Raw genomic sequence first — 25,502 nt, 5'->3', positions numbered from 1 at the left:
CACCTCGAAAAAAGGGTTTGAAAATGCGTTAAGGGAATTGCCCTTCCGACAGCCCGGCCACACCGGTCCATCATGGGGCAAAATCAGGGTAAGGGCAAAGCTCCGTCCGGGGTCTCACCCCCTGCTGAGACGGGTCTTCACCCGGATCCATTCGCTGACACTCCAGGCCTGGGCATCGCAGCCACGAGGGAGATGCGGTGCATTGCCGTCCATGATCTCCGGCAGATGGCCGTAGCACCCGGAGAGGGTCTGGGGCAGGGATTCGTAAAGAAGGGAGAGGGCCGTTTTTCGCCCTCCGTCCCCAAACACACAAAACCAGGCTTCGCAAAAGAGGGGATAAAACCATCCCCAGGCCGTACCGTTGTGGTAGGCGGGTTTTCTCTCCCGCTCTTCGTCGCCCTGGTACACTCCCCGGTAGGGCCGAAGGGGGTCGTTGAGGAGCTCCCCTTCCCAGGTAAGGGGCAGCGGATACGTTACCTCGCGGTCGGCAAGGCTCCGCAGGCCCCCCGGCACCACCAGCTCCCTGCAGGCCTCCACCACCTTCCGTGCCTGGTCCGGATCCGCTACAAGGCCCAGGGTAACGGCCAGGAGCTGGTTGGGACGCAGGTGGTCGTCGGCTTCGGCATCTGCTGCCGGGATCGGTTCGTCGGCGTGCAGGCAATCACTTAAAGCTCCCCTGCCGGGTCGCGCAAAAAGCTCACGGACCGATGCCTGTACCTTGCGGGACAGGGACAGCCAGGTCTCCCGGCCCTTTGGATCCATCCGGCCAAGGCCCGTGAGGGTCCGGTACCAGAGGGCCTGGATTTCAATGCAGTAACCCGACCGGGGCGTACACGCCGGATGATCCGTGTCCATCCAGGTAAAATGGGCGGGGCTGAAGACAAGGCCGGATGCCGGATCCATGGCAATGCCGTTGGAGGTGCCTGCCACATAGTGCCTGACGATGGAAAAAAGAATCTCCCGCAGGGGACGTCCCCCCATATTGAGGTCAAAAAAGGCTTCGTTCCCAATGGCATCCGCCGCTTCAAAGGCCGCCACGGCAAACCACAGGGGGGCATCCGTGGTATCCCGGTTGCCCGTGTTGTCCCCTAAAATCATGTTGGGAAGAGTCCCCTTCTCCTCAAACCGCCCGAACTGGGAAAGAACGGCCGTGGCTTCATCGTGCAGCCCCGCGGCAAGGAGACCCCGCACGCAGATGAGGGAGTCCCGCCCCCAGTCCAGGAACCAGGGGAACCCGGCGATCACCGACATGTGTCCTTCCCGGTGCACCAGGTATGCGGCAAGGGAGCGGCCCATCAGGACGTCAGGCGATACCTCGATATCACCGTCATCCATCACCGGACCCGCCCCGGGGGAAAGGGGGAGCGCGGCCCGCCCCGTTTCCCGTAAGAGCACCTCGCCTTCCACCACGGTGCCATCGCCTTCGCACAGCATGGACTTCATGTACCCGGGACTGAACAGGTCCGTGGTGGCTTCCAGGCCCCGTTCCTGTTCCAGGGGCAGGTGGACCATGTAATCCCACATGGGGGATGCATGATAGCTCCCGTCGCTTAAGGTCAGTGCAAACCTGTGCCCTCCGGACAGATCAAAAAAGAACCCCTTCTTTTCCGAAACAATGCGCCCCGGCCACTGGGTCTCCGGGCCGGTATAGGCCTTGGTGGTGTGATGAAAACTGCGGTCCTCGATATCGGGTCTCAAAATCAGCCCCACAGGCTCTTTGGCATCCAGCATCCTGGCAAAGGGTGCTGCCGTCCGTCGAAAGCTGATGCGGGTACGGTTCTCCCCATCCACCCCTTCGATCCGCACCTCCACCTGGACCAGCTTGCCGTTGCCCACCGGCACCAGATAGGTCCAGTGGCCCACCATGCCCCTGCCCGTCCGGAACCGTTCCAGATACTCAAGGGCCAGGGGAAAGGAGAAGCCACCGTAGGTCACCCAGGCCCGGCACCGCGTCCAGATCACCCGGCGATCTTCGGGCCACACCGGGTTGAGGTTTGCCGCCAGAAGCGCATCGTACTTGCTCAGCAGGCTCTCCCGCTCAATGGCCACCCGCACCAGGGCGCCCCTGCCGTTGGGGCCGATGACCGCCGTAGGAAAAGGCCGCTCCCCCCGCCTGAAGAGAAGGGGCAGGCGCTTCGGCTCCCGGGCGGTGAGATAATGGAGAACGCCCCCGTCGTGGTGCACCCCGTCCGGGGAGAAAAGGGTCAACCGAAGCCGCCCTTTTTCCGTTTCTCCCCTGTCACGCCTCGGCATAAACAGGGCCGTCACCTTGCCTGCCGGAAGCCGGATACCGGTCTCGGCCCCGCAGGTTTCCCCTCCCACCTCACGCACCACCCGAAACGGATGGGGGCAACACACCAGCAGGAAATGATCGGGGGGGACCATCACCTCCCGGTCCAGGTCCATGGGCCAGCGCCACACCACGGTCCGCGTCTCCATGGAAAAGGGGTTCTCACGCCTCAGGTACCCTTCCGGATCCCGCGAAAAATGCCCCACGGCGTCCTCGATGGAAAACGTCGAGCAATCCGTCAGGCCATGGTAAAACGTGTGGACTTTCAGGCAGGCAGCGGCCAGGATTTTTCTGTGCAGGTGATCGGGCCACACCGACGGCGCCCGGCCATGGGCCGCGATCTGCTCCACCTCCCCTGCGTCCCGGGTCAGGCAGAGCACGGCCCCGGGCATCAGGTGAAGGGAGATGTCCCCGGCCATGACGGAGGGCACCACCCTGTCCCCGGTGAGCAGGTCCCAAAAAGGCCCTCGGGACGCGCCGTCTGCGGGCCAGGAGGCCACGGCCTGGGCCCTGCAATCCGTGTTGGCCACCACCCAGAGGCTCTTTCCCGTCCCTTCATGGTCCCGCCGCACCACCACCGCCTCTTCGGATTCGCAGTTCAACACCGTCAGCATCGTCCCTTCGTAGTAGCAGGGGTGGTGTTTCAAGATCGTGGAGAGGCGAGCCAGATGATCCACGAGATTCTCGCGATCGCCCCAGTTGAGACCCGAGGCCCCATGCACATCGATCTTCTCCGTTGCCAGCCACTCCACCCCGTTGGCAAACCCGAAGCTCCCGTTGCAGGAGAGAAGGGCGCACAAGGCGGTCCTGTGCCTGGCGTAGCAGGAAGAGACCGCGGCAAGGCGGTTGTTGTCGTGGGTCTCGGCAAAATTGACCAAAAGGCCGTCTTCCCGGGAGATCTCGGCAAGCTCCCTCAAATAGTTCTCAACGGCCCGTTTGTCTTCGTTTTGAAACAGCTCGGAATACCCCCAGTCGAATCCGCAGCGCCCCAGGATCTCCCGGGTGGCGTCAATGCCCCCGCCCAGCCCCTCCAGGAGAAAAATGGTGTGGGGATAGGCCGCCCGCACCGTGCGCACCACCTGAATCCAGATCCGTGGGGGGATCATGTACCCCGCATCGCATCGAAATCCGTCCACGCCCCGGTGGCACCAGGTCAGAAACGCTTCGGTGAGGTGGTCGGCGACCCCCGGGCTGGAGTGATCCAGCTCCGTCAGGTCCTCCCAGATTACCCCCCAGGCGCCGGGGGAGACAATCTCACCGTCGGCCCTGCGGAGCAGCCACTCCGGGTGCGCTTCATGGATCCAGGACGCCCAGCCCGTATGGTTGGCAGCCAGATCAAGGATCACCCGGGCACCCCGTTCATGGATGGCATCCGCAAGGTCCGTGAACTGCTCCACCGGTGTCCGCTTGCGGTCGAACTCGGCCAGGGAGGGCTCAACGCCCGTAAAGCTCAGGGCCGCGTATGGGCTGCCGAAGCGCCCCATTTTTCCAAAGGTGGTGGGCAAGGGATTCACTGGCAGGAGCTGGATCACGTTGCAGCCCAGCCTGCCCACAATAAAATCCAGGTGACGGGCAAAGGACCGGAAGGTCCCCGACGGAGGGATCACGGTGTGGCCTTCCCGTTCCAGCCGGTCCGTGGATTCGGTACTGGGTGCCGATGCTTCCCGCTCAAGGAGCATGGACGGGCCGAACTGCCGTAAAAAGGCGTTATAGATAATGGAGGAACAACAGGTAGCGGCTGGCTTGGCGTGGATTTTCACGTTGCCGCCCTCACCCCAGAGGATTCCGTTGCCCTGCTTCACACAGCAGGTGGCCTCGAAATACCCGGCTTCGGTCACCGGCAGGGTAAGGACAAAGCGCCCCGTGCCCGCCGGCAGCATGGGGATATCCCTCCAGGCGTTTTCCGGATAGGCTGGGCAGGCTTCTTCGATCTCAGGAGCGGTGAATCCGAGGTTGGTCCGCACCACGCCCTCCCCCCCTTCCACTTCCCCCAGGGTCAGGACAAAGGCAAGGCTCTCCCCTTCGTAGAGCACCAGGGAACTGCCGGGTGCCGGAATCTGGGTGAGGGGGCGTACCGATTTCGTTGTGCCGGATGGGTCCATAAAGCAGGCCTCAGATACGGATCGTTGGGTCAGGAGATCGACAGGTTGAAGGGGCACAGGCTCAAGGCCCGGCCCCTTGGCGACTCGACAGAGCAACAGACAGCGGTACCGGCTTCAAGGAATACGTGTGTCTGAAAGGGGCGGCCTTACAGGGCCGGGCTCACCCCCCAGATGTCCCGGGCGTACTCCAGGATGGTGCGATCGCTGGAAAAAGTGCCGGTGTTGGCGATGTTCTTCACCACATGTCCGGCCCACTTCCGGGTGTCGAGAAAACAGCGATCCACCTCCTGCTGAATCAACAGGTAAGACGACAGGTCGGCCAGGTGGTAGTAGGTATCCCGGCCGTAGAGCAGGTGCTCGAAAATCCAGGAGAAGAGGCCCGGGTCCTCGGGGCAGAAGAGGTTTCCGGAAAATGCGTCCAGGATGCGCTTGACGGAAGGATCGTTTTCGTAGATGTCCCAGGGGTTGTAATCCCGCCCCTCACGCAGGGCGCGGATCCCCGCCACATCGTGGCCGAAGATAAATATATTCTCACGGCCCACCTCGTTCATGATCTCGATGTTGGCCCCGTCACAGGTGCCCACGGTGAGGGCCCCGTTCATGGCAAACTTCATGTTCCCGGTTCCCGATGCTTCGGTGCCTGCCGTGGAGATCTGCTCGCTCAGGTCGGCCCCGGGGATGATCTTCTCGGCCACGCTCACCCTGTAATCCGGGACAAAGGCCACCCTCAGGAACCTGCGGGCTTTGGGGTGGGCGTTCACCACGGTGGCGATGCTGTTGATCAACTTGATAATCTGCTTGGCCACCTTGTAGCCGGGGGCGGCCTTGCCTGCAAACACGAAAGTGCGGGGCACCTCGGGGCAGATATCGTCTTCGGTGATCATCAGGTACTGATGGACAATGTGAAGGGCCTTCAAAAGCTGCCTTTTATACTCATGGATCCGTTTGGCGTGGACATCGAACAGGGAATCGGGGTCCACCCTCACATAGGCATCGCTCCAGATCCGCGCCGCCAGCCTCTCCTTGTTGGCCCGCTTGACGGCCATGAGTCGCTTCAGGAATTCTGAATCTTCCGCCGAGGCCTCCAGGGCCTTGAGTTTCCGGAGGTCCCGGATCCATCCGTCCCCGATGACCTCGGTGATCAGGGACGCAAGCCCCGGATTCGCCTTCAGCAGCCAGCGCCTCGGGGTCACCCCGTTGGTCTTGTTGTTGAATTTTTTCGGCCAGAGCCTGTAAAAATCGGGCAACAGGTGGTTCTTTAGCAATTCGGTGTGCAGGGCGGCCACCCCGTTTACCGAGTGACTCCCCACCATGGCCAGGTGAGACATGCGCACCTGCTTTTCTTCCCCCTCTTCTATAAGGGAGACGCTCCTCACCAGCTCCTCGTCTCCGGGCCACTGCAGGGTGATCTGCTCGAGAAAACGCCGGTTGATCTCATAAATGATCTGCAGGTGCCGGGGCACCACAAACTCCATGAGGCTCACCGGCCACTTTTCCAGGGCCTCGGGCAGCAGCGTATGGTTGGTGTACCCGAAGGTCCGCTCCGTGATGGACCAGGCCCGCTCCCATGGCAGGGCCTTTTCATCCACCAGGTACCGCATGAACTCGGCAATGGCCAGGGCCGGATGGGTGTCGTTGAGCTGGATGGCCACCTTGTCGGGGAAGATGTCAAAATTATCGAAGCTGCGCAGAAAGGTCTGGGCGATATCGCGAATCGCACAGGCCACGAAAAAATACTCCTGCACCAGGCGCAACAGCCGTCCGGCGTGAAAATAGTCCGACGGGTAGAGGACCTTGGAGATGTTCTCCGAGGAGATCTTGTTTTTCACCGCCTCGTGGTAATCCCCGTCGTTGAAGATCTCCACATCGAACTCCTCGGAGGATTTGGCGGAAAAGAGGCGCAGGGTGTTCACCGTCTGCCCCCCGTACCCCACGATGGGCATGTCAAAGGGAACCCCCACCACCATCTCCCAGTCCCGCCACATGGGGTTGTAATCCCCCTTTTTATCCCGGGTGTGGGCGATGCGGCCGAAAAACGGAACCAGGCACGCCTCTTCCGGCCGTGAGATCTGCCAGGGGTTGCCCCGTTTCAGCCAGTTGTCCGAGGTCTCCCGCTGGTAGCCCTTGCAGAACTGCTGCCGGAAATGCCCGAACTCGTAGTTGATCCCGTACCCGTAACCGGGAATTCCAAGGGTGGCCATGGAATCGAGGAAACAGGCGGCAAGCCGCCCCAACCCCCCGTTGCCAAGGGCCGCGTCCGCGGTGCACTCCTGAACCTCCTCCAGATCCACGCCCATCTCCTCCAGGGCGGTCTTGAAGGTGTCGTGCAACTCCAGGTTGCAGAGGTTGTTTCCAAGGGCTCGCCCCATGAGAAACTCCATGGAGAGATAGTACACCCGCTTTACGCCTCCTTGCCGGTACCGATTCTCGGTTTCAAAGAGCCGCTCGAAAAGCCGGTCCCGCACCGACAGGGAAACCGCCCAGTACAGATCGCGGATAGAGGCCTTCTTCCAATCCCGTCCCAGGGTATACCGCAGGTGATGGATCACCGATCCCTGAAGCGCTTCCTGGGTGTTCATAAGACGCATGCCGTCATAAAGTTTCATCGTGTCTGTCCATGGGGGTTCGGGCAAAGAAGCACGCACCCCTTCCATAAAAAATGGGGGTTAACATCTCGAGACCTTTGACATGGGGCCAACGCTCGAAGCGCTTTTAAAACTGCCTGTCACATCACGCGAAAACCGGCCGGAGACACGCAGGTCCTGTAACACCGGCTCGCCCGGCGGGGTAATGCAGGGAAAAAAAAGACACAAACAGGAAAAAACAAACGAATTGTCGGGGAAAAAGGCCGCACCCTAAAGATGGGCAGCCTGGGTATGTCATATCATCTGGGTTGGTTTTCCTGACATGACGCGTGCCGGTCTCACGTGGTCGACCTTTGGATGGTCAAGGGATCCGGGCTGTCTGGGAAAACCCTAGAACGGGTGGAATGCGCCGTTGCGCTGGAAGTCGTCGATACAAGTTGTCAGATTATCTCAAAATTTACCTTTTATTTCAACACAAGGCTTGGGCATCCCAAAAAAAATGTTTCTGTGCGCAGAAACATTTCTTGACACCCCTTCTGCTGCTGTGTATAACTCCGGCAACGATACTAAAAAAGTGCATACAAAAAACCACATCCCGGTGATGACCTTAACGTATGCACAAAACACGTTTGTTTTTTAAGGAAACCCATCGGCATGGCACACGTCAATCAGACATTCACTCTTTCCGCACCCTTCTGCTGGTGGTGGCGCACCCGTCTTAACGGTCTGCCCACGCACCCCTTGCCTTGCTGAACACCACTTTATATTGAATCCGACAGGGACCGTGAGCACACCTCACGGTCCTTTTTTTTTAAAGGGCCGAACGCAATGACGTTACCGGCCCTTTTTTTTATCCCGCACCCGGGGCTGCAAGACTGTCGGTAACGAGATCACCGTGCATCGTTCATTTTTTTCTAAGAAAACGCCATCACTTGAAGGAAAACACCATGTTTCTCACAGAATTCCCCTCACGCGACGCCTTTACCTCCCTGGGTGAGCGTGCCGACGTCATCCCCCTCTGCCGGGAAATCCTGGCCGACATGGAGACGCCGGTCTCCCTTCTCACACGCTTCTATACCCCGGATGCGCCCCTTTTTCTGCTGGAGAGCGTGGAAGGAGGCGAGCGATGGGGCCGGTTCAGCTTCCTCGGTGTTTCAGCGCGCATGGAGGTGCGGGTCTTCCACGAGCATGTGGAGACAACGGCCGGGGAAACCGTCACAAAAACAGCCCACCACGGCGCCCCCTTAACGGTCCTCCGGGAACTCATGGCCGGACTAAAGGCCGCAGAGCTCCCGGAGCTGCCCCGCTTCCAGGGCGGACTCACGGGATTCATGACCTATGAGATGGTCTCGTTCTTTGAAAACATCCCCCACGACCACCCGAAGGACAAACCCCTGGCCCACTTCATCCTGGCCGATGAGATGATCCTTTTTGACAACATCCGCAACACCATGGTGGCCATGGTGCTCTGCTTCAAAGAGGACAGCCCGGACATGGGGGCCCTCTACGAATCCGGCAAAAAGCGCCTGGACGCCCTGATGGATAAAGTGGAGCACGGCAACGGCAAAAACCCGGGCAAAAAACCCGAAGCACCCCTGGTGCCCCTGCCCGTCATCTCCGATGAGGACTTCCGGGCCAAGGTGGCAAAAACACGGGAGGCCATCTTCGAAGGCGAAATCATCCAGGCCGTCATCTCCCAGCCCTTTACCTGCAAGGCTCCTCCCTGCCCCGTGGAGCTCTACAGGGCCCAGCGCTACGTCAACCCCTCACCCTACCTCTACTTCATGAACCTGGGGGGCACCTGCCTGGTGGGCTCCTCTCCGGAGGTCATGGTACGCCTGGAACAGGGCACGGCAACCGTCCGTCCCATCGCCGGGACCCGCCCCCGGGGCACCACCCAGCAGGAGGACCGACGGCTGGCCGACGACCTTTTAAAAGACGAAAAAGAGCGGGCCGAACACCTCATGCTGGTGGACCTGGGCCGCAACGACCTGGGCCGCGTGGCCACCACCGGCACCGTCCAGGTCACGGACCTCATGGTGGTGGAGCGCTACTCCCACGTCATGCACCTCGTCTCCAACATCTGCTGCGACCTCAAACCGGGCCTCGACGCCTTCGACCTGGTGGAGGCCACCTTTCCGGCAGGCACCCTCTCCGGCGCCCCCAAGGTCCGGGCCATGGAGATCATCGCCGAGCTGGAAGAATCCCCCAGGGGGCCCTACGGTGGCGCCGTGGGCTACGTCTCCTTCAGCGGCAACATGGACCTTGCCATCACCATCCGCACCGCCGTCATCGAAGGGGACACCCTCACCGTCCGCGCCGGAGCCGGCATCGTGGCCGACTCCGACCCGGAAACCGAGAGACAGGAGACCGTCAACAAGGCCATGGCCATCGAAAAAGCCCTCATGCTTGCAACCAGGGGCTGAGGGTTCACGAATGCGCCCGCGGAGGGCAACCGTATGAACAGGAAACGCTCTTAACGTTTTTTCCGAACACAGGTGACACACCATGATTCTGATGATCGATAATTTTGATTCGTTTACTTACAACCTCGTTCAGTACCTGGAGATGGGGGGCGCCGAGGTGACGGTGTACCGCAACAACGCGGTGACCGTTGAGGAGATTGCAGCCCTCTCCCCTGCTGGGATCGTCATCTCCCCCGGACCTGGACGGCCCGTGTCCGCCGGGGTCTCCATGGACGCCATCCGGGCCTTTTCAGGGAAGGTACCGGTGCTGGGAGTCTGCCTTGGCCACCAGAGCATTGCCGAGGCCTTCGGGGGCACCATCATCCGCGCCAAGGCCGTGATGCACGGCAAGGTCTCGAAGGTTGCCACCGACGGCGAAGGCATCTTCTCCGGCATCGCATCCCCCATGAAAGCCATGCGCTACCACTCCCTGGCCGTGGAAGAGGCGAGCCTGCCCGATGAGCTCCTGGTCACAGCCCGCACCGATGACGGCGAAATCATGGGAATCCGGCACAAAACGCACCCCACCGAGGGGATCCAGTTTCACCCGGAATCCATCATGACCACCACGGGCAAACGGCTCATCCGCAATTTTATCAAATGCACCGGCTGAACCCCCCGTACGGCCTACGGCAAAGCGTTTGAACCAGTTGACAGACAGAGCATAAAAACCAATTTCCACGGGCACAGCCCGTAAGGGAATGTGACAAAACCGGACAACAAGGGTTGCCACATTCACGAACCTGGAGGAGTGAACATGTTCAGCGACATCCTGAAAAAAATCGTGGCAGGAGAAAACCTTTACGAGGCCACCATGGCCGACGCCATGGAAGAGATCCTTGCAGGGCGGGCCACCAACGCACAGATCGGTGCCCTCATGGCCGGACTCGCCGCCAAAGGCGAGACCTTTGAAGAGCTGGCCGGGGCCGCCCGGGCCATGCGGAAAAGTGCCACACGCATCCACGCGGGCGGCGCCTGCTTCGACACCTGCGGCACCGGCGGGGACGGCCTGTCCACCTTCAACATCTCCACGGTCACCGCCTTTGTGGTGGCCGCAGGGGGCGTCACCGTGGCAAAACACGGCAACCGCAGCGTCTCCAGCACCTGCGGCAGCGCCGATGTCCTGGAAGCCCTGGGCGTCGACCTGAGCGTCTCCCCGGACGTGGTGGAAGAGGCCATCGCCGAAGTGGGCATCGGCTTTCTCTTTGCACCCACCTTCCACGGCGCCATGCGATACGCGGCCCCCGCACGCAAAGAGACGGGCCTTCGAAGCATCTTCAACATGGTGGGGCCCCTCACCAACCCGGCCGGGGCCTCCCGCCAGCTTTTGGGGGTCTACGCCCCCCAGCTCACCGAGATGTTCGCAGAGGCCCTGCGCCTTTTGGGCAGCCGACGCGCCCTGGTGGTCCACGGCCACGACGGCTTGGATGAAATCAGCGTCTGCGCCCCCACCCGGGTCACCGAACTCAACAACGAGCTTATCCGCACCACGGACATCGACCCCACGGACTACTTCGGCGAGCTGGCGCCCCCCGAAGCCCTCAAAGGCGGCACCCCGGAAGTAAACGCCCGTATCGTCCGGGACATCCTCACAGGCGACGAGCGCGGACCCAAACGCAACGTCATCCTCATCAACGCCGGGGCCGCCCTCATGGCAGCCGACAAAGCCGACACCCTAAGGGACGGTATCTTCCTCGCCGAAGAGGCCATCGACTCCGGTAACGCCATGGCCAAACTGGAGGGCCTGGCGCGTTATACTACCGAAAACGCATAGGCGCAGAAAAAAACAAAAGCGATGCCTCCGGCGGCAAGGTGTACCACCTTGAAAGCAGGTAGCGAATGCGCTTTCCCCCTCGTTCCTCGGGGAAAATCACATTCGCCTTTAATTTTGATTGGCCCGAACCCGTTTATCAAATGTTATAAAGGCTTAGCCTCCGGCAGGAAAACCGAAGCCATAAGGAATTCAAAAATATGAGCGGATTTTTAGAGACCATCGTCACCCATGTGAAAGGCGTGGTGGCGCAGAGCAAGGCAACGGTTTCCATGGCGGACATGAGGCGCACCGCTGAAGCGCCCCGGGTGGTGCGGCCCTTCCGAAAGGCCCTGGAAGCAAAACCCGTGGCGGTAATCGCTGAGGTGAAGCGGGCCTCGCCCTCCAAGGGGGACATTGCCCTTGACCTTGACGCGGCAAAGACAGCCAGGCGTTACGAAGAAGGGGGCGCGGCGGCCTTGAGCGTGCTGACGGAAGGAAAATTTTTCAAAGGAAGTCTTGAAGACCTTAAGGCCGCCCGAAAAGCGATCACCCTTCCCGTACTGAGAAAAGAATTCATTGTGGACCCGTACCAACTCTACGAAACCGCCGCGGCTGGGGCCGACGCCGTGCTCCTCATCGCCCGGATCCTCGAGCCCTCGCAGCTGGGGGACTTCATGGCTCTGGCCTCGGAGCTCCGTTTAGAAGCCCTGGTGGAGGTCTTTGACGAGGCCGATATCAAAAAGGTGGCCCCCTTTGCCCCGCCCCTGGTGGGCATCAACAACCGCAACCTGAAAAGCTTTGACACAGACATCACCCGGGCCGGGCGATTGAGTGAATACCTGCCTTCCGGCACCACGGTGGTGGCAGCCTCGGGCATCAAAGACACCGAGGACATTCGGCGCCACCTGAAGGCGGGGATTTCATCGTTTCTCGTCGGGGAGAGCCTGGTAAGGGCCGAGGACTCCGTTGGGTTGCTCCGGTCGTGGTGTAACGTGAAGGATGAAGGGTAAAAGATCGACCGGAACGGAGCGCCGCACTCCGGCGCGGCTTTTCAGCCTGTCGTTACACGTGCCGCACAGGAGTGCGGCGCTCCAGGGGACAAAGGCCTGTTTGTCATTTTTTCTTTAAACTTGGCCGTCGAAGGCAATTTTGAACTGAACTGTTACAATGGAAAACACCATGCACACCCCTCGCATCAAAATCTGCGGCCTGACCGCCCCTTCCGAGGCGGCCTTTTGCGCGGAGGCCGGGGCCCATGCCGTGGGCCTGGTCTTTTTTCCGAAGAGCCCGCGCAACGTGAGTCCGCTGCAGGCACGGGAGATCACCCGGAAGTTGCCGCCCGAGGTGGCCTCGGTGGGGGTCTTTGTGGACGCATCCTTTGAAACCATCATGGCCGTTTCCGAAACGGCGGGGCTTTCGACGGTGCAGCTCCACGGCAACGAACCACCGGAGCTGGCGGCGGCCCTTCACGACCAGGGCCTTGCCGTGCTCAAGGCCTTTTACGTCACCGCCCCGCCGCTCATGGAACGCGCTTCGGCGTACCCGTCGGCCACGGCCCTGGTGGAATGGGGCAAGGGGGTTCTTCCCGGGGGAAACGCCCTGGCCTGGGGGGATGAGACCCCGCCCCTTCCCCGTCGCAGCCCCCTGGTCATTGCCGGGGGCCTGGGCCCTGACAGCGTAGCCGATATCATCCGGCGCTTCCGGCCCGACGGGGTGGATGTGAGCTCCGGCGTAGAGACGGAACCCGGAAAAAAATCCTTTGATAAAATACAAAAATTCATACGGATCGTGGGCCAATGCCAGGTCCCCGGTCCCATAAAGGAGCCTTTTACCCATGACGAACCAAAATCCCCCCAATAACCTGGGCCATTTCGGCCCCTTCGGCGGCATGTACGCCGGTGAAACCCTCATGAGCGCCCTTCTGGAACTGCGGGAGGGTTACGAAAAGGTCATCAAGGACGCGGCCTTCCAAAAAGAGCTGGACACCCTTCTTGCCACGTACGTGGGCCGCCCCACCCCCCTCTTTTTTGCGCGACGCCTCACAGAACACGCGGGAGGTGCCCGCATCTATTTAAAACGGGAAGACCTGGCCCACACCGGGGCCCACAAAATCAACAACACCGTGGGACAGGCCCTTCTGGCCAAGTGGATGGGTAAAAAACGGCTCATCGCCGAAACCGGAGCTGGCCAGCACGGGGTGGCAACGGCCACCACCGCGGCCCTCTTCGGCATGGACTGCACCGTCTTCATGGGGGAAGAGGACATCAGACGCCAGGCCCCCAACGTCCGCCGCATGGAATTGCTGGGGGCCGAAGTGGTCTCGGTCTCCTCGGGATCGGGGACCCTGAAAGACGCCATGAACGAGGCCATGCGCCACTGGTCCTCCACCGTGGAAGACACCTTTTACGTCATCGGCTCCGTGGCCGGTCCCCACCCCTACCCCAGCATGGTCCGGGATTTTCAGCGGATCATCGGCCTGGAGACCCGCAGCCAGATCCGGGAAGCCGAAGGGCGCCTGCCCGACCTCATCGTGGCCTGCATCGGGGGAGGCTCCAACGCCATGGGCATCTTTCACCCCTTTGTGGAGGAACCGGATGTGGCCCTCCTCGGCGTGGAAGCGGCAGGGGAAGGCATCGACACCGACAAACACGCGGCCACCCTGAGCAAAGGCACCGTGGGAGTCCTCCACGGTTCCAAGAGCTACGTGCTCCAGAATGACGACGGCCAGATCCTCGAAGCCCACTCCGTCTCCGCCGGACTGGACTACCCCGGGGTAGGGCCGGAGCACGCCCTGTTCAAGGAGACCGGACGGGTCACCTACGACTCGGCCACGGACGAGGAGGCGGTACGCGCCTTTAAAACCATGTGCAAACTGGAAGGGATCATCCCGGCCCTGGAGAGTTCCCATGCCCTGGCCATGGGCATCCGAAAGGCAGGGGAGATGAGCAAAGACAAGGTGGTGGTCATCAACCTGTCCGGCAGGGGAGACAAAGACATGGCCAGCGTGGCCGACTACGATGCGAAACGGGAGGGGATGTAATGAAACGGATTGACGATCGATTCAAGAAACTGAAAGAAAAAGGCGAAAAGGCCCTGGTGGGATTTGTCACGGCCTGTGACCCGGACTACGACACCTCCCTGGCCCTTATCAAAGAGATGTGCGAGGCAGGCCTCGATGTCCTGGAACTGGGGATTCCCTTTTCCGACCCCACGGCCGACGGCCCGGTGATCCAGCGTTCGTCCGAACGCGCCCTAAAAAACGGGGCCACGGTGAGGCGCATCTTAAAGCTGGTAGAAGCTATCCGGGGCTTTACGGACATCCCCGTGATCCTCTTCTCCTACACCAATCCCCTGCTCGCCTTCGGCTACGAAGCCTTTGCCCGAAGCGCAGCCAAGGCCGGTGCCGACGGGGTCCTTGTGGTGGACATGCCCCCCGAAGAGTCTGATGAGCTGAACCGCGCCCTTGAAGCACAAGCCCTGAGCCTCATCCGGCTCATGGCCCCCACCACGGACGGCCAGCGGGCCCCCATGGTCGCAGGCGCCGCCTCGGGCTTTCTCTACCTCATCTCCATGGTGGGAGTCACCGGCAGCGGCGGCCTCGACGCCGGAGCCGTGGAAGCCCTCTATGACCGTGTAAAGGCCCTGAGCCCCGTCCCCGTCTGCGTAGGCTTCGGCATCTCCACCCCGGACGACGTGGGTGCCATCGCCCGCTTTGCCGACGGCGTGGTCATCGGCAGCGCCTTTGAACGCCTCATCGAAACCAACTTGGAAAACCCGGAACTCCCCAACATCATCGGCGACCAGACCCGAGCTTATAAAGCCCGAACCAGATAAAAACAACAAGCAGCCTCCGGCGGGCAGGGGATAAATCCCCTGCACCCCAGGTTCGCAAATGCTCCGTCCCTTCGTTCCTCAGGGACGTCCCATTTGCTGACGGGCTTCACCCGTGTTGAATAGAGAGGGCAAAGACCAATAAACTGTTTCAGGGTATCTCTCGTTCCCAGGCTCTGCCTGGGAATGAGGCACGGAGGCTCTGTCTCCACGATTGAGATCGTTTCACCCTGTAATGTTTATCCATTACGCCGCTTTGCTTCACACCGGCAAGTCGGAACCCGGAAACAAAGAAAAGAAAACCATATTGCCATTGCACGTCGTCCCTCAGGAAAAAGTGCCATGCCATTTACGCGGACGTCCCCCGGCTCATTATGCACCCCCGACACCTATTCCCTACTCTCTATTCTCTATTCTCTATTGCCTATTACCTGTTACCTGTATTTCCTTCCCCCCATGCACCCTCACCCCTTCCCCGGGCTCTTTGAGCAGCGTGTGAATCGTCTCGGCGAGGGTGTCGGCATGGACGGGTCGGTATGCTGCGGGAAGCAAAAACGAAACGGGGGAGAGCAGCCGGGCGGCAAGGGATTCACCCAAGCGGGTCTCCCCCCGCGCGCCCGTTAGAAGCGAAGGCCGCAGGATATGGCAGGCGGGGTACCCGAGGGCCGTCACCCGTTTTTCCATCTCCCCTTTGGTGCGAAGGTAGTGTGATGAAGCCGTAGGGGATGCCCCCACGCTGGAAATCACCACCAGGGTCCGGGCACCACACCGGAGGGCATAGGCCGCGGCAGCCTCAGTGTAGAGGCAATCCACCTCAAAAAGCCTCTCCCTGCTTCCCGCCTTTTTCAAGGTGGTCCCCAGGGCGCAGACCATGGCATCGACCTCACAGGACGGATCCACGGCATCCAGCTTGTTGAAATCCGCCACAAGGGATGTCACCTTGCCATGGGCCTCAAGCTCGGGGACGGACCTCCGCCCCAGAAGCACAATCTGCCCGATGCCCGAATCGGCAACGGCTCGATTGAAAAACGATCCGCCCACAAGGCCCGTCGCCCCTGCCATCATGATCCGCATGCCCGGCATACGCCCTCCCCTTTTTTGGATTTTAAACGGGTTCACACAATGCGTGGCCCGTGCTACGCCTGCATAAAGGCCTTGAGCTCCTCCACGCCCTTGCGGGTCACAAGGCGAGCGGAGCGCTCCAGTTTTCTTGCGTTGTCTGCATAATACTCAAGGGCCTTCAATGCCCTTTCAATGACCTCGTCGTCACTCAGCCCCTCGGCAATGACGTCGCCGATACGCGGACGGCCACCGGCGTTGCCCCCGAAGACCAGGGTCCATCCCCCTTTTTTTCCGAAGATCCCCACATCCCTGAGGTAGCCTTCGCTGCAGTTAAAGGCGCACCCGGAGACCCCGACCTTTACTTTGCCGGGAAACACGCGGTCTGCCAAGGCCTTGCCCAGTTTTTCCGAAAGCGCCAGGGAATCCTGACAGGCATATTTGCAGCTTCGTCGGCCCGGACAGGACTGCAGGGTATGGGGGCCTGACTTAACGCCCACGGGCTTGGGCATGGCTCCCCCCAGCTCCGCCATAAGGGCCAGGGCCTCCTCTTTTTCAACGCCGTAGAGCTTCAACCTCTGGGAGGCTGTAACCTTGATGGTTTCCACATTGTATTTTTTTGCAACGGCTGCAATCTCTTCCAATCGATCCGGTGTGGTCATCCCCAGGGGAGACCCCGGAACAATGACACCGATTTTTGAATCACTCATAGTCTTTGTTCATCCTGCGTTGTGTCTGTTGTGTGTCTATCGGACCACCGGATAAAAACCCCGGCGGAATCATCCAAAGCCCGACTTTTACTACGTTACGTCCTCTGTGTATACAGCTAAAATCGTTACCATAACGTTTCCATCGGCACCACGTTGCAAAGGCCCGGCAGGCGGTGCGGCACAACGGCAAGGGGCCTTGCGTTTGCCTTGAAATATGTCTTGGGGCCGGGCCACGGCCCCTGCCCAATAAAAAAAGCACACATTTTCCTCATTTTACACAGCTTCAATTCAAGTTCCCAGCCGGAAAAACCGATATAGCCCTTGAGGATTCAATCTGACACCACCGGCTGTTCCCACACGGCCGGCATATCGTCATTCGAAACGTTTTTTGAGGCTTACCACGGTACAGCCGGGGGCCAAGACGGGGACTCTTTCAAGGGCAACCCGCCGGAGACATTCTTTTTGCTTAACTTATCTGGCTGTTCTTTACTAAGGCATCACCTTCGGGCATTCTGCCTGGGCTTCTTTTTTTTCCTGGCCTCCCTGACTCCGGCATCCGGAGGCACGCCCACCCTTCTTTTCCACCACCTCGATGAAACAGACGGCCTTCCCGACAACACGGTGTTCCAGCTCATGCAGGACCGCAACGAAGCCATGTGGTTCGGCACCCGAAACGGGGTGGCCTGCTACGACGGTGTCACCATGAGGGTCTTCCAGAATGAACCAGGCAACCCAAAGAGCCTCTCCCACAACGATGCGGGCGGCGTGGTTGAGGACCACGAGGGCGCCGTCTGGGTTCGCACCTGGGGCGGCGGCCTCAACCGCCTGGATCCCGACACGGGCAAGGTCAAGGTGTTCCGGCACGATCCGTCGGATCCCCGGAGCCTCAGCGAAGACCGGATCCAGATCCACTACGAAGATTCCCACGGAGTGCTCTGGGCAGGAAGTTTCAGCTCCGGCTTAAACCGCTTCGACAAAGGGGCCGCCAACTTTACCCGGTTCACGGCGGACAACGGCACCGGGGACATCAGCCACAACCGCATCTGGTCCATTGCCGAAGCCCGGGACCGAAGCCTCTGGGTCGGTACCGGCCAAGGGCTGAACCATTTCAACCGCACCGATGAGACCTTCACTGCCTACCGCCACGATCCCCGGGACCCCACCTCCCTTCCCCACGACGAAATCCGGACGCTGTACCCGGCCGGGGGTTCCGCCCTCTGGATAGGCACCCCCAAGGGGGTTTCCCTTTTTGACCCGGATCAAAACCGTTGCATCCCCTTTCCCGGCATGGACGGACTCCCCCCGGAGGTTGCCAACGGCACCGTCAACACCCTCTATGACGACGGCCACACGCTGTGGGTGGGCACCCAGAACCACGGCCTCCTCATTCTGGACCTCGAAACGGGCGAATCCACCCTGCACCAAAGCGTTCCGTACCTTGACGGATCCCTCTCCCACAACGACATCCGGTGGATCACCGAAGACCGTTCCGGGGTCATCTGGATCGGAACCCGCGGGGGCGGGGTCAACGCATTGAGCAAAGCCCTCTACCAGATGAAACTCTTTATGCCCGGCTACTCCGGCAACGCCGTCCCCATGTCCGTGCACGCCATCGCTTCGGACCGCGACGGGACCCTCTGGACGGGAAGCTGGTACACCGGACTCAAAAAAGCATTCCTCAGGCAGGGGCGATGCGAGGCAGCGGGAAACGCACCCCCTCCCCTGGGCCCGGGAAGCCTGGATATCAACGCCCTCTCCCTGGCTCCCGACGGATCCCTCTGGATCGGAACCTGGGGTGCCGGTCTCCTCTTCAGGGATCACCGCACCGGTCAATTCACCCCCTGGAACAGCCAGCCCCTTCAACGGGACACCCGTATCATCACCGCCCTCGGCACGAACACCCCCGGGGTCATCTGGGCCGGTACACGCAACCGCGGCCTGTTTCTCCATGACCTCAAAACGGGCAATGTGCGCCGCTTCGTCAAGGGGCCTGCCAACAAACAGGGCCTCAGCAGCAACACCGTCCACGCCCTCCTTGAAGGCGACGGGGACACCCTGTGGGTGGGCACCGACATCGGCCTGAACCGCATTAAACAAGACGGAAGGCGGGTCACCCAGTTTCACCACCGCAAAGAGGCGGCAGAGACCTTGTCCAGCAACATCGTCACCTGCCTCGCCCGAACCCCAAACGGGGCCATCTGGGTCGGAACCTACAACGGGCTCAACCGCCTGAATCCCGAAACTGAAACCATCCGGTCCTACTTCAAGGAAGACGGCCTCTCGGGCAATATCATCAAGAGCATCCTGTTCGACGGCAGCAGGCGCCTCTGGATCGCAACGGAAAAGGGCCTCTCCGCCCTGGACACCAAAACCGGGGCCATCTCCCGATTTCCCATGCCCCTTCGGTTTGTTCAAGGGGCGGCCCACCGATCCCCGGACGGAAAGCTGATCTTCGGTGGGGAAAACGGCTGCCTCCTGTTTGCCCCGGATGAAATTCCCTTGAGTCTGCCCACAGGCTCTGTTCACCTCACCGGGTTTCTTCTCAACGGCACCCCGGTTCGCCCCGGAAGCCCTGCAGGGAACCGCATCAACCTGCGTGCATCCCTGGACAAAACCCCGGGAATCAGGCTGAAGTACTGGGAGAACAACCTCAGCTTCTCCTTTGCCCTCCACGACTACAACAACCCCTCGCAAAACCGCTACCGTTACAAACTCGCAGGGTACGACACCGCGTGGGTGGAGGCCGGCAACACCACCACGGCACGGTACTCCCACCTCCCGCCGGGGACCTATCGGTTCAGGGTCATGGCATCCGGGAGCCACGGATCCTGGAACCGGGACCATGCGGGCATTGAGATCCGGATCACGCCGCCGTTCTGGCAGTGGACCTCCTTTCGCGCGGTGATCTTCCTGACCCTGGCCGGGCTTATCTGGCTACGGGTCGCAGCCACCCGAAATCGGACCCGACGGCTGACGCAGCTCGTGGCCCAAAGAACCCGGGAATTAGAAGAGCAGTCCCGGCGCCACGAACGCCTCTCCCTCACCGACCCCTTGACCGAACTGCTGAACCGACGGGGCATTCAGTCACGAAAAATCGAGATTCACTCCCGGGCCCGGCGGAACCAAAGCCCCTATGCCCTGGTCCTGGCCGACATAGATCACTTCAAGGGGATCAACGACACCTGCGGCCACGATTGCGGAGACTATATCCTTCAGCGGGTCAGCAGGCTCCTGGAGTCCAACCTCAGGGCCCACGACATCCTAGGCCGCTGGACCGGCCAGCAGTTCATCCTCCTGCTCCCGGACACCACCGGAGAAGACGCGGAAACCATGGCGGAACGGCTCCGAAACCGCATCGCCTCCTCCCTGTTTGAATGGAACGGGGCCTACCTCACCGTCACCCTGACCTTAGGGGTCACGGCCTGCCCCGCCTCGGAGACCTTTGAACACAATGTCAGCAGGGCAGACGCAGCCCTCTGCAAAGGCAAACACATGGGGAGAAACAGGGTAATCTTTGCACAGGCGGGATAAGGTCGGCAGCCGTCCAGGGTCAACGGCTTGCCCCCCGGCATCTGCAGCTCTGATGCATTGACTATGGGGGCACTCGGCCCGTGAAATATCCGGGCTATGCCCCTCGTTTGCGCCTCCGGCGACCCCGCCGCAAGGCCCCCGAACAATTGCCGATGCCCATTGATCTTCAAAAGTCAGCCAGATGACTGGATATACCCACAATGCCATGTTATTATAAAAAAAAGTGTAACTATTCAGCTTGCCTCCGGCGGGTCGCTTTTTTGAAAAAAAGCTCCGCAAAAAACGTTTCTAATGTAAAAAAATGGAAATTATTTCGGCGGAGCCTGGAAAGGTTTGCTTAAGACCTGTTTGTCAAACTTTTTAAAAGTTTGGCCACCGGCAGGGCCTCCGGAGGCTTGTTTGAGCTGAATAGTTGCAAAAGCCATCCCGCGCAAGGGGGCCTATCCTGCCCCCATAAAAAGACCATCGGCCCCGATCCGTCGACCGCCCCTTCCGAACCTCTTCTATCCACCGCCCCTGCACCCTTTCGACTCAAAACCCTTTGGTTCGATGCAACCGGCCACGCGCCATGTTTCACTGTTTTCCCCGAAAGACGCGTTAAATGTATTCGTTTCTCCGACCCGAAGAGATCCACCCAAGCCCACGAACGCCATTCGGCAGAGGTACCCATGAACACGCATAAACACGCCATGATCACCAAACTGGTTTCAGACCTCAGCATGTCCAGAAGGCATTTCCTCAAGGCATCTGCCGCCGGAGGCACCCTTCTGGCAGCCGGCATGGGGCTGAAACCCGAATTGACGGCCCTTGCGGAGGCTGGAGACACGCCCCCGGAAGAAAAAGGCACCTGGCATGCCGGCACCTGTCAGGGGTGCACCTCCTGGTGCGCCAAACAGGTCTATGTCGTGGGCGACCGCGCGGTGAAGGTCAGAGGAAACCCCCACTCCAAGGTCTGCGTGGGGGCCAGCTGTGTCCGGGCCCATATGGCGCTGCAGCAGGTCTATGATCCGGATCGGATCAAAACCCCCATGAAGCGCACCAACCCCAAGAAAGGCCGCCACGAAGACCCCGGGTTTGTCCCCATCTCCTGGGACGAGGCCCTGGACACCCTGGCCGACAAGATCATGGCCCTTCGCGATGCCGACGAAACGCACAAATACATGCTCATGCGCGGCCGCTACACCTACATGCGGGATATCCTCTACGACCGCATGACCAAAATCATCGGATCACCCAACAACATTTCCCACAGCGCCATCTGCGCCGAGGCGGAAAAATTCGGGTCCTATTACACGGAAGGGTACTGGAGCTACCGGCAATACGATGTCAAAAAAGCCCGGTATGTCCTGATCTGGGGAGCCGATCCCCTGGCCGCCAACCGCCAGGTGCCCTTTTACACCAGCGTGTGGGGGGATGTGATGGAGCGGGCCCGGGTGGCGGTGGTGGAGCCCCGGCTTTCGGCAACGGCGGGCAAGGCGGACGAATGGCTGCCCATCGTGCCCGGACAGGACAGCGCCCTGGCCCTGGCCATCGCCCACGTCATCCTCACCCGCGGGCTCTGGTCCAGGGAATTTGTGGGGGACTTCAAGGATGGCTCCAACCGGTTCGTTCCGGGGCAGACCGTGGATGAATCGACCTTTGACGAAGCATTCACCCACGGGGTGGTCGCCTGGTGGAACCTTGAGGTCAAAGACCGGAGCCCGGCGTGGGCGGCTGAAAAAACAGGCCTGCCGGTGGCGCAGATCCTCCGGGTGGCCGAGGATTTCGGCAAGGCGGCCCCCAGGGCCATCTCCTGGGTGGGGGGCGGGCCCTCCATGCAGGTCCGGGGCGGGTACGGCAGCATGGCCTGCCACGCCTTGAACGGGCTGGTGGGAGCCTGCGACAACGAGGGGGGCACCCTGGTCAGCAACAAGGAGTACACCCGAAAATTCCCGAAGCCCGACGCCTTCATGGACGACATCGCCAAAAAAGGAAAAAAACACGAAAAAATCGATCAAAGGGGCCGCTTGACGTTTCCCGCCCTGAAATCGGGCAAACCCGGTTCGGCCGTCCTCACCAACAACGCGGCGGACGGGATCCTCAACGAGGACCCCTATGAAATTAAGGTCGCCGTGGGCTACATGAACAACTTCACCTTCTCCTGCACCCAGCCCGACCGCTGGGAACGGGCCCTTGCCAAGATCCCCTTCGTGGCCCACCTCACCACCCACGCCTCGGAATTTTCCTGGTTCTCCGACCTCCTCCTGCCCAACACCCATCACCTCTTTGAAAAATACGGGTACGTGAAATCCATCGCCAACGGTTACCGGCATGTCACCCTGATGCAGCCGGTGATCAAGCGCATCGGGGACTACAAAACCGATGAAACCGAGGTGCCCTGGCTGCTGGCGGAAAAGCTCTCCCAACGGGGATTCGACAACCTGTTGCGTCACTACAAAGAGTACCGGGACCCGGAAACCGGCAAAGAGCCCACCACCGCCGACGAATTTTCCCTCTACGCCCTGAAGTACGCCACCCAGTCCCTGTGGGACCCGGCCCAATACAAGGGCGGAGACAAGTTCAACGGCTGGAAGGAATTTCTCGAGACCGGGGTCTGGAATTCCGATCCCTACCCCTACCGGAAGCGCTGGGGGAAGATGAAGACCGCCACGGAAAAATTCGAGTTTTACAGCGTCACCTTGAAAAACGCCCTTGAAAAGCACGCCAAAAAGCACAAGACCACCGTCGATGAGGTCCTTTCAGCCTGCAACTACGAAGCGCAAGGGGAGCACGCCTTTATCCCCCACCATGAAGACCCCTTCACCATCGGAGACGCCGACACCTACCCCTTTGTCTTCGTGGACCACAAATCGCGGCTGAACCGGGAGGGACGTTCGGCCAACTGTACCTGGTACTACGATTTCAAGGATCTGGACCCCGGTGATGAGCCCTGGCAGGACGTGGCCAAGATAAACCCCGCCGATGCCAAAAAAATTGGGATAAAATCAGGAGACACCATTCGCATAACCTCCCCCACCGGCACCATCGAGTGCACGGCCAAGCTGTGGGAGGGGATCCGGCCGGGCACCGTCGCCAAATGCTTCGGCCAGGGCCACTGGGCTTACGGCCGGGTGGCCGCGGGCGAGTTCGGGAAAACCCCCAGGGGCGGAAACAACAACGACCTGATCCCTGCGGAATACGACCGGTTGAGCGGCAGCACGGTCCGACATGCCGGCACCCGCGTGAAAATCGAACGCATAGAGGAGGGATAACGCCATGCCACAATACGCCATGGTCATCGACCTTCAACGATGTGTGGGATGTGGAGGCTGCAGCGTCGCCTGCCGAAACGAGAACAACGTGCCGGACGGGATCTACTGGTCCAACAAGATCACCGAAACCGTGGGCACCTTTCCCGATGTGCGGTTCCACTACCTCCCGACCCTGTGCAACCATTGCGAAAACGCCCCGTGCGTCCGAGGCTGCCCCACCGGTGCCATGCACAAGCTTTCCAACGGCATCACCATGCACGACCCGGACAAATGCATCGGCTGCAAGTACTGTGAATTCAATTGCCCGTACGGCGTCATCTATTTCAACTGGCGCAGCCCTCATCCTTCCTGGCGTGATGCCGAACCGCTCATCGAAGGCTGCACCTTCTCCCCATCGGAGGTGACGCAAAAGGCAGGGGGCAAGGCCATCCCCTATTACAACCCGGACCGGGAAGAGACCCTGCCCGGCATCCGCCCCAAGGGCGTGGTGGAAAAATGCACCTTCTGTGATCACCGCGTGGAAAAAAACCTCCTGCCCTACTGCGTGGAGGCCTGCCCGGCCGATGCGCGGATCTTCGGGGACATCAGCGACCCCAAAAGTAAGGTCAGCAAGCTGCTGGGAAAATTCCGTCCCTTCAGGCTGAGGGAGCACCTGGGGACAAACCCCCGGGTCTTTTACATCCGGGGATACAACCCGGCCCACTACGAGGCCTCCAAGGGGGGATACAAATGAACGGGAAAAAAGCAAGCTATGCAATCTGGCTGGGGGGGCTCGGGGCCTGTCTGCTGGCGGGCCTGTACACAACGATAACCCTTTTTCGGGAGGGGCACTGGCTTTTTGCCGCCAACGATGTGGTTGTCTGGTCCCTTCCCCTGGGCATGTACATCTTTCTGGCCCTCAGCAGCTCAGGCCTTGCCATGCTCTCCGCGTTGCCCACCCTGTTCGGCATGGAGCGCCTTGAACCCTTTTCAAAAAGGCTGGTGTTTCTCGCCCTGGCCACCCTCTGCGGGGCATTTGTTGCCATCGCCCTGGAAATCGGGAATATCGGGGGAATGATCTACTTCATCCTCTCCCCCAACATGGCCTCCCCCATCTGGTGGATGGGCGCCCTCTATACTGCCGAACTCCTGTTCCTCACCGTGAAGCTCGGATGCCTTTACACCGGGGACAGGCAAAACGCCCTGAGCAAAACCGCAGGATCCCTCTCCTTTCTCTGTGCCATGGCGGCCCCCATGGTCCTTGGAGCGGTCTTCGGGACCACCGAATCACGGGCGGTCTACTTCGGCCCCATGGTCTCCATCTTCTACCTGACCATGGCCCTTTTCAGCGGCACCGCACTGTTTCTCCTCCACAGCATGATATGCCACAGGCTGGAAACCGGCCGGTTTCCCTCACATCGCTCCCCTGTGGACGAAATGTTTTACCGCCTGTTCGCCTGGTCGGCAGGGGCGGCCATTGTCATCACCGGGGTAACATCCGCCGTTGGCATGTCGACTGTGATCCCGGAGTTCATGGCGCATCGCACCGTCAACACCCCCTTCGGGAGCCTGTTCGGATTTCCCCTGGAGGTCATCGTCGGCCTGATGGTCCCCTTTGCCCTGTTCATGAGCCCTGCGGTCCGCAAAACCGCCATTGGCACCCTCGCGGCGGCCCTCATCGCCTGGGCAGGGTCCCTGGTCATCCACATGAAGATGCTGATCAACGGCCAGCGTTTCCCCGTCGGCCCCAAGGCGGAGCAGTACCCGGAGGTTATCACCTACTTTCCAAGCCCCTGGGAGTGGCTGGTGGCCCTGTTTGCCCTTTCGGTAATGCTGCTTCTCTACACCCTGGGGGAGCGGTATCTCAACCTGGGCACCGATGGCGCGGCGACCCGTTGAAAGAAGTGACGGTTCAGCCATGCCTCCGGTGGCCCTGACGGGTGCCA

Annotated in this window: 15 protein-coding genes; 11 read left to right on the top strand and 4 right to left on the bottom strand. The window is 60.6% G+C overall.

The window, feature by feature from the left end:
- Positions 1-114: 114 nt before the first annotated feature.
- Together BLQ12_RS10625 and BLQ12_RS10620 are read right to left on the bottom strand one after the other, a co-directional pair.
- Complete coding sequence (locus tag BLQ12_RS10625) at positions 115-4,392, bottom strand: amylo-alpha-1,6-glucosidase (protein ID WP_139163937.1); 4,278 nt, start codon at positions 4,390-4,392, stop codon at positions 115-117.
- A gap of 146 nt (positions 4,393-4,538) precedes the next feature.
- On the bottom strand, positions 4,539-6,998 hold the full coding sequence (locus tag BLQ12_RS10620) for a glycogen/starch/alpha-glucan phosphorylase (protein WP_092210623.1): 2,460 nt from the start codon (positions 6,996-6,998) through the stop codon (positions 4,539-4,541).
- Between the two features lie 926 nt (positions 6,999-7,924).
- Here BLQ12_RS10620 and BLQ12_RS10615 point away from each other — a divergent pair.
- From BLQ12_RS10615 to trpA, 7 genes are all read left to right on the top strand, one after another.
- A complete protein-coding gene (locus BLQ12_RS10615; protein WP_092210622.1) occupies positions 7,925-9,403 on the top strand; it encodes an anthranilate synthase component I family protein in 1,479 nt (492 codons plus the stop codon).
- A gap of 82 nt (positions 9,404-9,485) precedes the next feature.
- Positions 9,486-10,055: an anthranilate synthase component II gene (locus BLQ12_RS10610; RefSeq protein WP_092210621.1), complete on the top strand. Its 570-nt coding sequence runs from the start codon at positions 9,486-9,488 to the stop codon at positions 10,053-10,055.
- Positions 10,056-10,199: 144 nt separating this feature from the next.
- Positions 10,200-11,216 carry an anthranilate phosphoribosyltransferase gene (gene trpD, locus BLQ12_RS10605; RefSeq protein ID WP_092210620.1) on the top strand — a complete coding sequence of 339 codons (1,017 nt, stop codon included), beginning with the start codon at positions 10,200-10,202 and terminating at the stop codon, positions 11,214-11,216.
- 197 nt (positions 11,217-11,413) lie between these two features.
- Positions 11,414-12,205, top strand: a complete 792-nt coding sequence (gene trpC / locus BLQ12_RS10600) for an indole-3-glycerol phosphate synthase TrpC (RefSeq protein WP_092210619.1) — start codon at positions 11,414-11,416, stop codon at positions 12,203-12,205.
- Positions 12,206-12,374: 169 nt separating this feature from the next.
- Positions 12,375-13,055: a phosphoribosylanthranilate isomerase gene (locus BLQ12_RS10595; RefSeq protein ID WP_254782038.1), complete on the top strand. Its 681-nt coding sequence runs from the start codon at positions 12,375-12,377 to the stop codon at positions 13,053-13,055.
- Positions 13,030-14,235 carry a tryptophan synthase subunit beta gene (gene trpB, locus BLQ12_RS10590; RefSeq protein ID WP_092210617.1) on the top strand — a complete coding sequence of 402 codons (1,206 nt, stop codon included), beginning with the start codon at positions 13,030-13,032 and terminating at the stop codon, positions 14,233-14,235. Before BLQ12_RS10595 ends, trpB begins: the two co-directional genes overlap by 26 nt.
- Positions 14,235-15,029: a tryptophan synthase subunit alpha gene (gene trpA, locus BLQ12_RS10585; protein WP_092210616.1), complete on the top strand. Its 795-nt coding sequence runs from the start codon at positions 14,235-14,237 to the stop codon at positions 15,027-15,029. The genes trpB and trpA overlap by 1 nt, the downstream gene beginning before the upstream one ends.
- Positions 15,030-15,443: 414 nt before the next feature.
- On the opposite strand, the gene BLQ12_RS10580 is transcribed toward trpA, so the two are convergent.
- On the bottom strand, positions 15,444-16,109 hold the full coding sequence (locus BLQ12_RS10580) for an NAD(P)H-binding protein (RefSeq protein ID WP_092210615.1): 666 nt from the start codon (positions 16,107-16,109) through the stop codon (positions 15,444-15,446).
- Between the two features lie 53 nt (positions 16,110-16,162).
- The gene (locus BLQ12_RS10575; protein ID WP_092210614.1) at positions 16,163-16,795 is read right to left on the bottom strand and encodes a ferredoxin-like domain-containing protein; all 633 of its coding nucleotides are present in this window, start codon (positions 16,793-16,795) and stop codon (positions 16,163-16,165) included.
- Between the two features lie 462 nt (positions 16,796-17,257).
- Here BLQ12_RS10575 and BLQ12_RS10570 point away from each other — a divergent pair, with 462 nt between their 5' ends.
- The 4 genes from BLQ12_RS10570 (at position 17,258) to nrfD (ending at position 25,455) form a co-directional block, all read left to right on the top strand.
- Positions 17,258-20,326, top strand: coding sequence for a two-component regulator propeller domain-containing protein (locus BLQ12_RS10570; RefSeq protein ID WP_175469643.1), 3,069 nt, complete (start codon positions 17,258-17,260; stop codon positions 20,324-20,326).
- Between the two features lie 668 nt (positions 20,327-20,994).
- Positions 20,995-23,577 carry a molybdopterin-dependent oxidoreductase gene (locus BLQ12_RS10565; RefSeq protein ID WP_217640286.1) on the top strand — a complete coding sequence of 861 codons (2,583 nt, stop codon included), beginning with the start codon at positions 20,995-20,997 and terminating at the stop codon, positions 23,575-23,577.
- Positions 23,578-23,581: 4 nt separating this feature from the next.
- A complete protein-coding gene (locus BLQ12_RS10560; RefSeq protein ID WP_092210612.1) occupies positions 23,582-24,310 on the top strand; it encodes a 4Fe-4S dicluster domain-containing protein in 729 nt (242 codons plus the stop codon).
- Positions 24,307-25,455: an NrfD/PsrC family molybdoenzyme membrane anchor subunit gene (gene nrfD, locus BLQ12_RS10555; RefSeq protein ID WP_092210611.1), complete on the top strand. Its 1,149-nt coding sequence runs from the start codon at positions 24,307-24,309 to the stop codon at positions 25,453-25,455. Before BLQ12_RS10560 ends, nrfD begins: the two co-directional genes overlap by 4 nt.
- The last annotated feature ends 47 nt before the right edge of the window (positions 25,456-25,502 follow it).

The sequence above is a fragment of the Desulfoluna spongiiphila genome, assembly GCF_900101345.1.
In the GTDB taxonomy this organism is placed as follows: domain Bacteria; phylum Desulfobacterota; class Desulfobacteria; order Desulfobacterales; family Desulfolunaceae; genus Desulfoluna; species Desulfoluna spongiiphila.
The sequence above is the reverse complement of the archived record's forward strand: the minus strand, read 5'-3'. Positions and strand labels throughout refer to the sequence as shown.

Coding starts and splice junctions, on each gene's coding strand:
- BLQ12_RS10625 (WP_139163937.1), bottom strand. CDS start 4,392: ATGGACCCATCCGGCACAACGAAATCGGTACGCCCCCTCACCCAGATT.
- BLQ12_RS10620 (WP_092210623.1), bottom strand. CDS start 6,998: ATGAAACTTTATGACGGCATGCGTCTTATGAACACCCAGGAAGCGCTT.
- BLQ12_RS10615 (WP_092210622.1), top strand. CDS start 7,925: ATGTTTCTCACAGAATTCCCCTCACGCGACGCCTTTACCTCCCTGGGT.
- BLQ12_RS10610 (WP_092210621.1), top strand. CDS start 9,486: ATGATTCTGATGATCGATAATTTTGATTCGTTTACTTACAACCTCGTT.
- trpD (WP_092210620.1), top strand. CDS start 10,200: ATGTTCAGCGACATCCTGAAAAAAATCGTGGCAGGAGAAAACCTTTAC.
- trpC (WP_092210619.1), top strand. CDS start 11,414: ATGAGCGGATTTTTAGAGACCATCGTCACCCATGTGAAAGGCGTGGTG.
- BLQ12_RS10595 (WP_254782038.1), top strand. CDS start 12,375: ATGCACACCCCTCGCATCAAAATCTGCGGCCTGACCGCCCCTTCCGAG.
- trpB (WP_092210617.1), top strand. CDS start 13,030: ATGACGAACCAAAATCCCCCCAATAACCTGGGCCATTTCGGCCCCTTC.
- trpA (WP_092210616.1), top strand. CDS start 14,235: ATGAAACGGATTGACGATCGATTCAAGAAACTGAAAGAAAAAGGCGAA.
- BLQ12_RS10580 (WP_092210615.1), bottom strand. CDS start 16,109: ATGCCGGGCATGCGGATCATGATGGCAGGGGCGACGGGCCTTGTGGGC.
- BLQ12_RS10575 (WP_092210614.1), bottom strand. CDS start 16,795: ATGAGTGATTCAAAAATCGGTGTCATTGTTCCGGGGTCTCCCCTGGGG.
- BLQ12_RS10565 (WP_217640286.1), top strand. CDS start 20,995: ATGAACACGCATAAACACGCCATGATCACCAAACTGGTTTCAGACCTC.
- BLQ12_RS10560 (WP_092210612.1), top strand. CDS start 23,582: ATGCCACAATACGCCATGGTCATCGACCTTCAACGATGTGTGGGATGT.
- nrfD (WP_092210611.1), top strand. CDS start 24,307: ATGAACGGGAAAAAAGCAAGCTATGCAATCTGGCTGGGGGGGCTCGGG.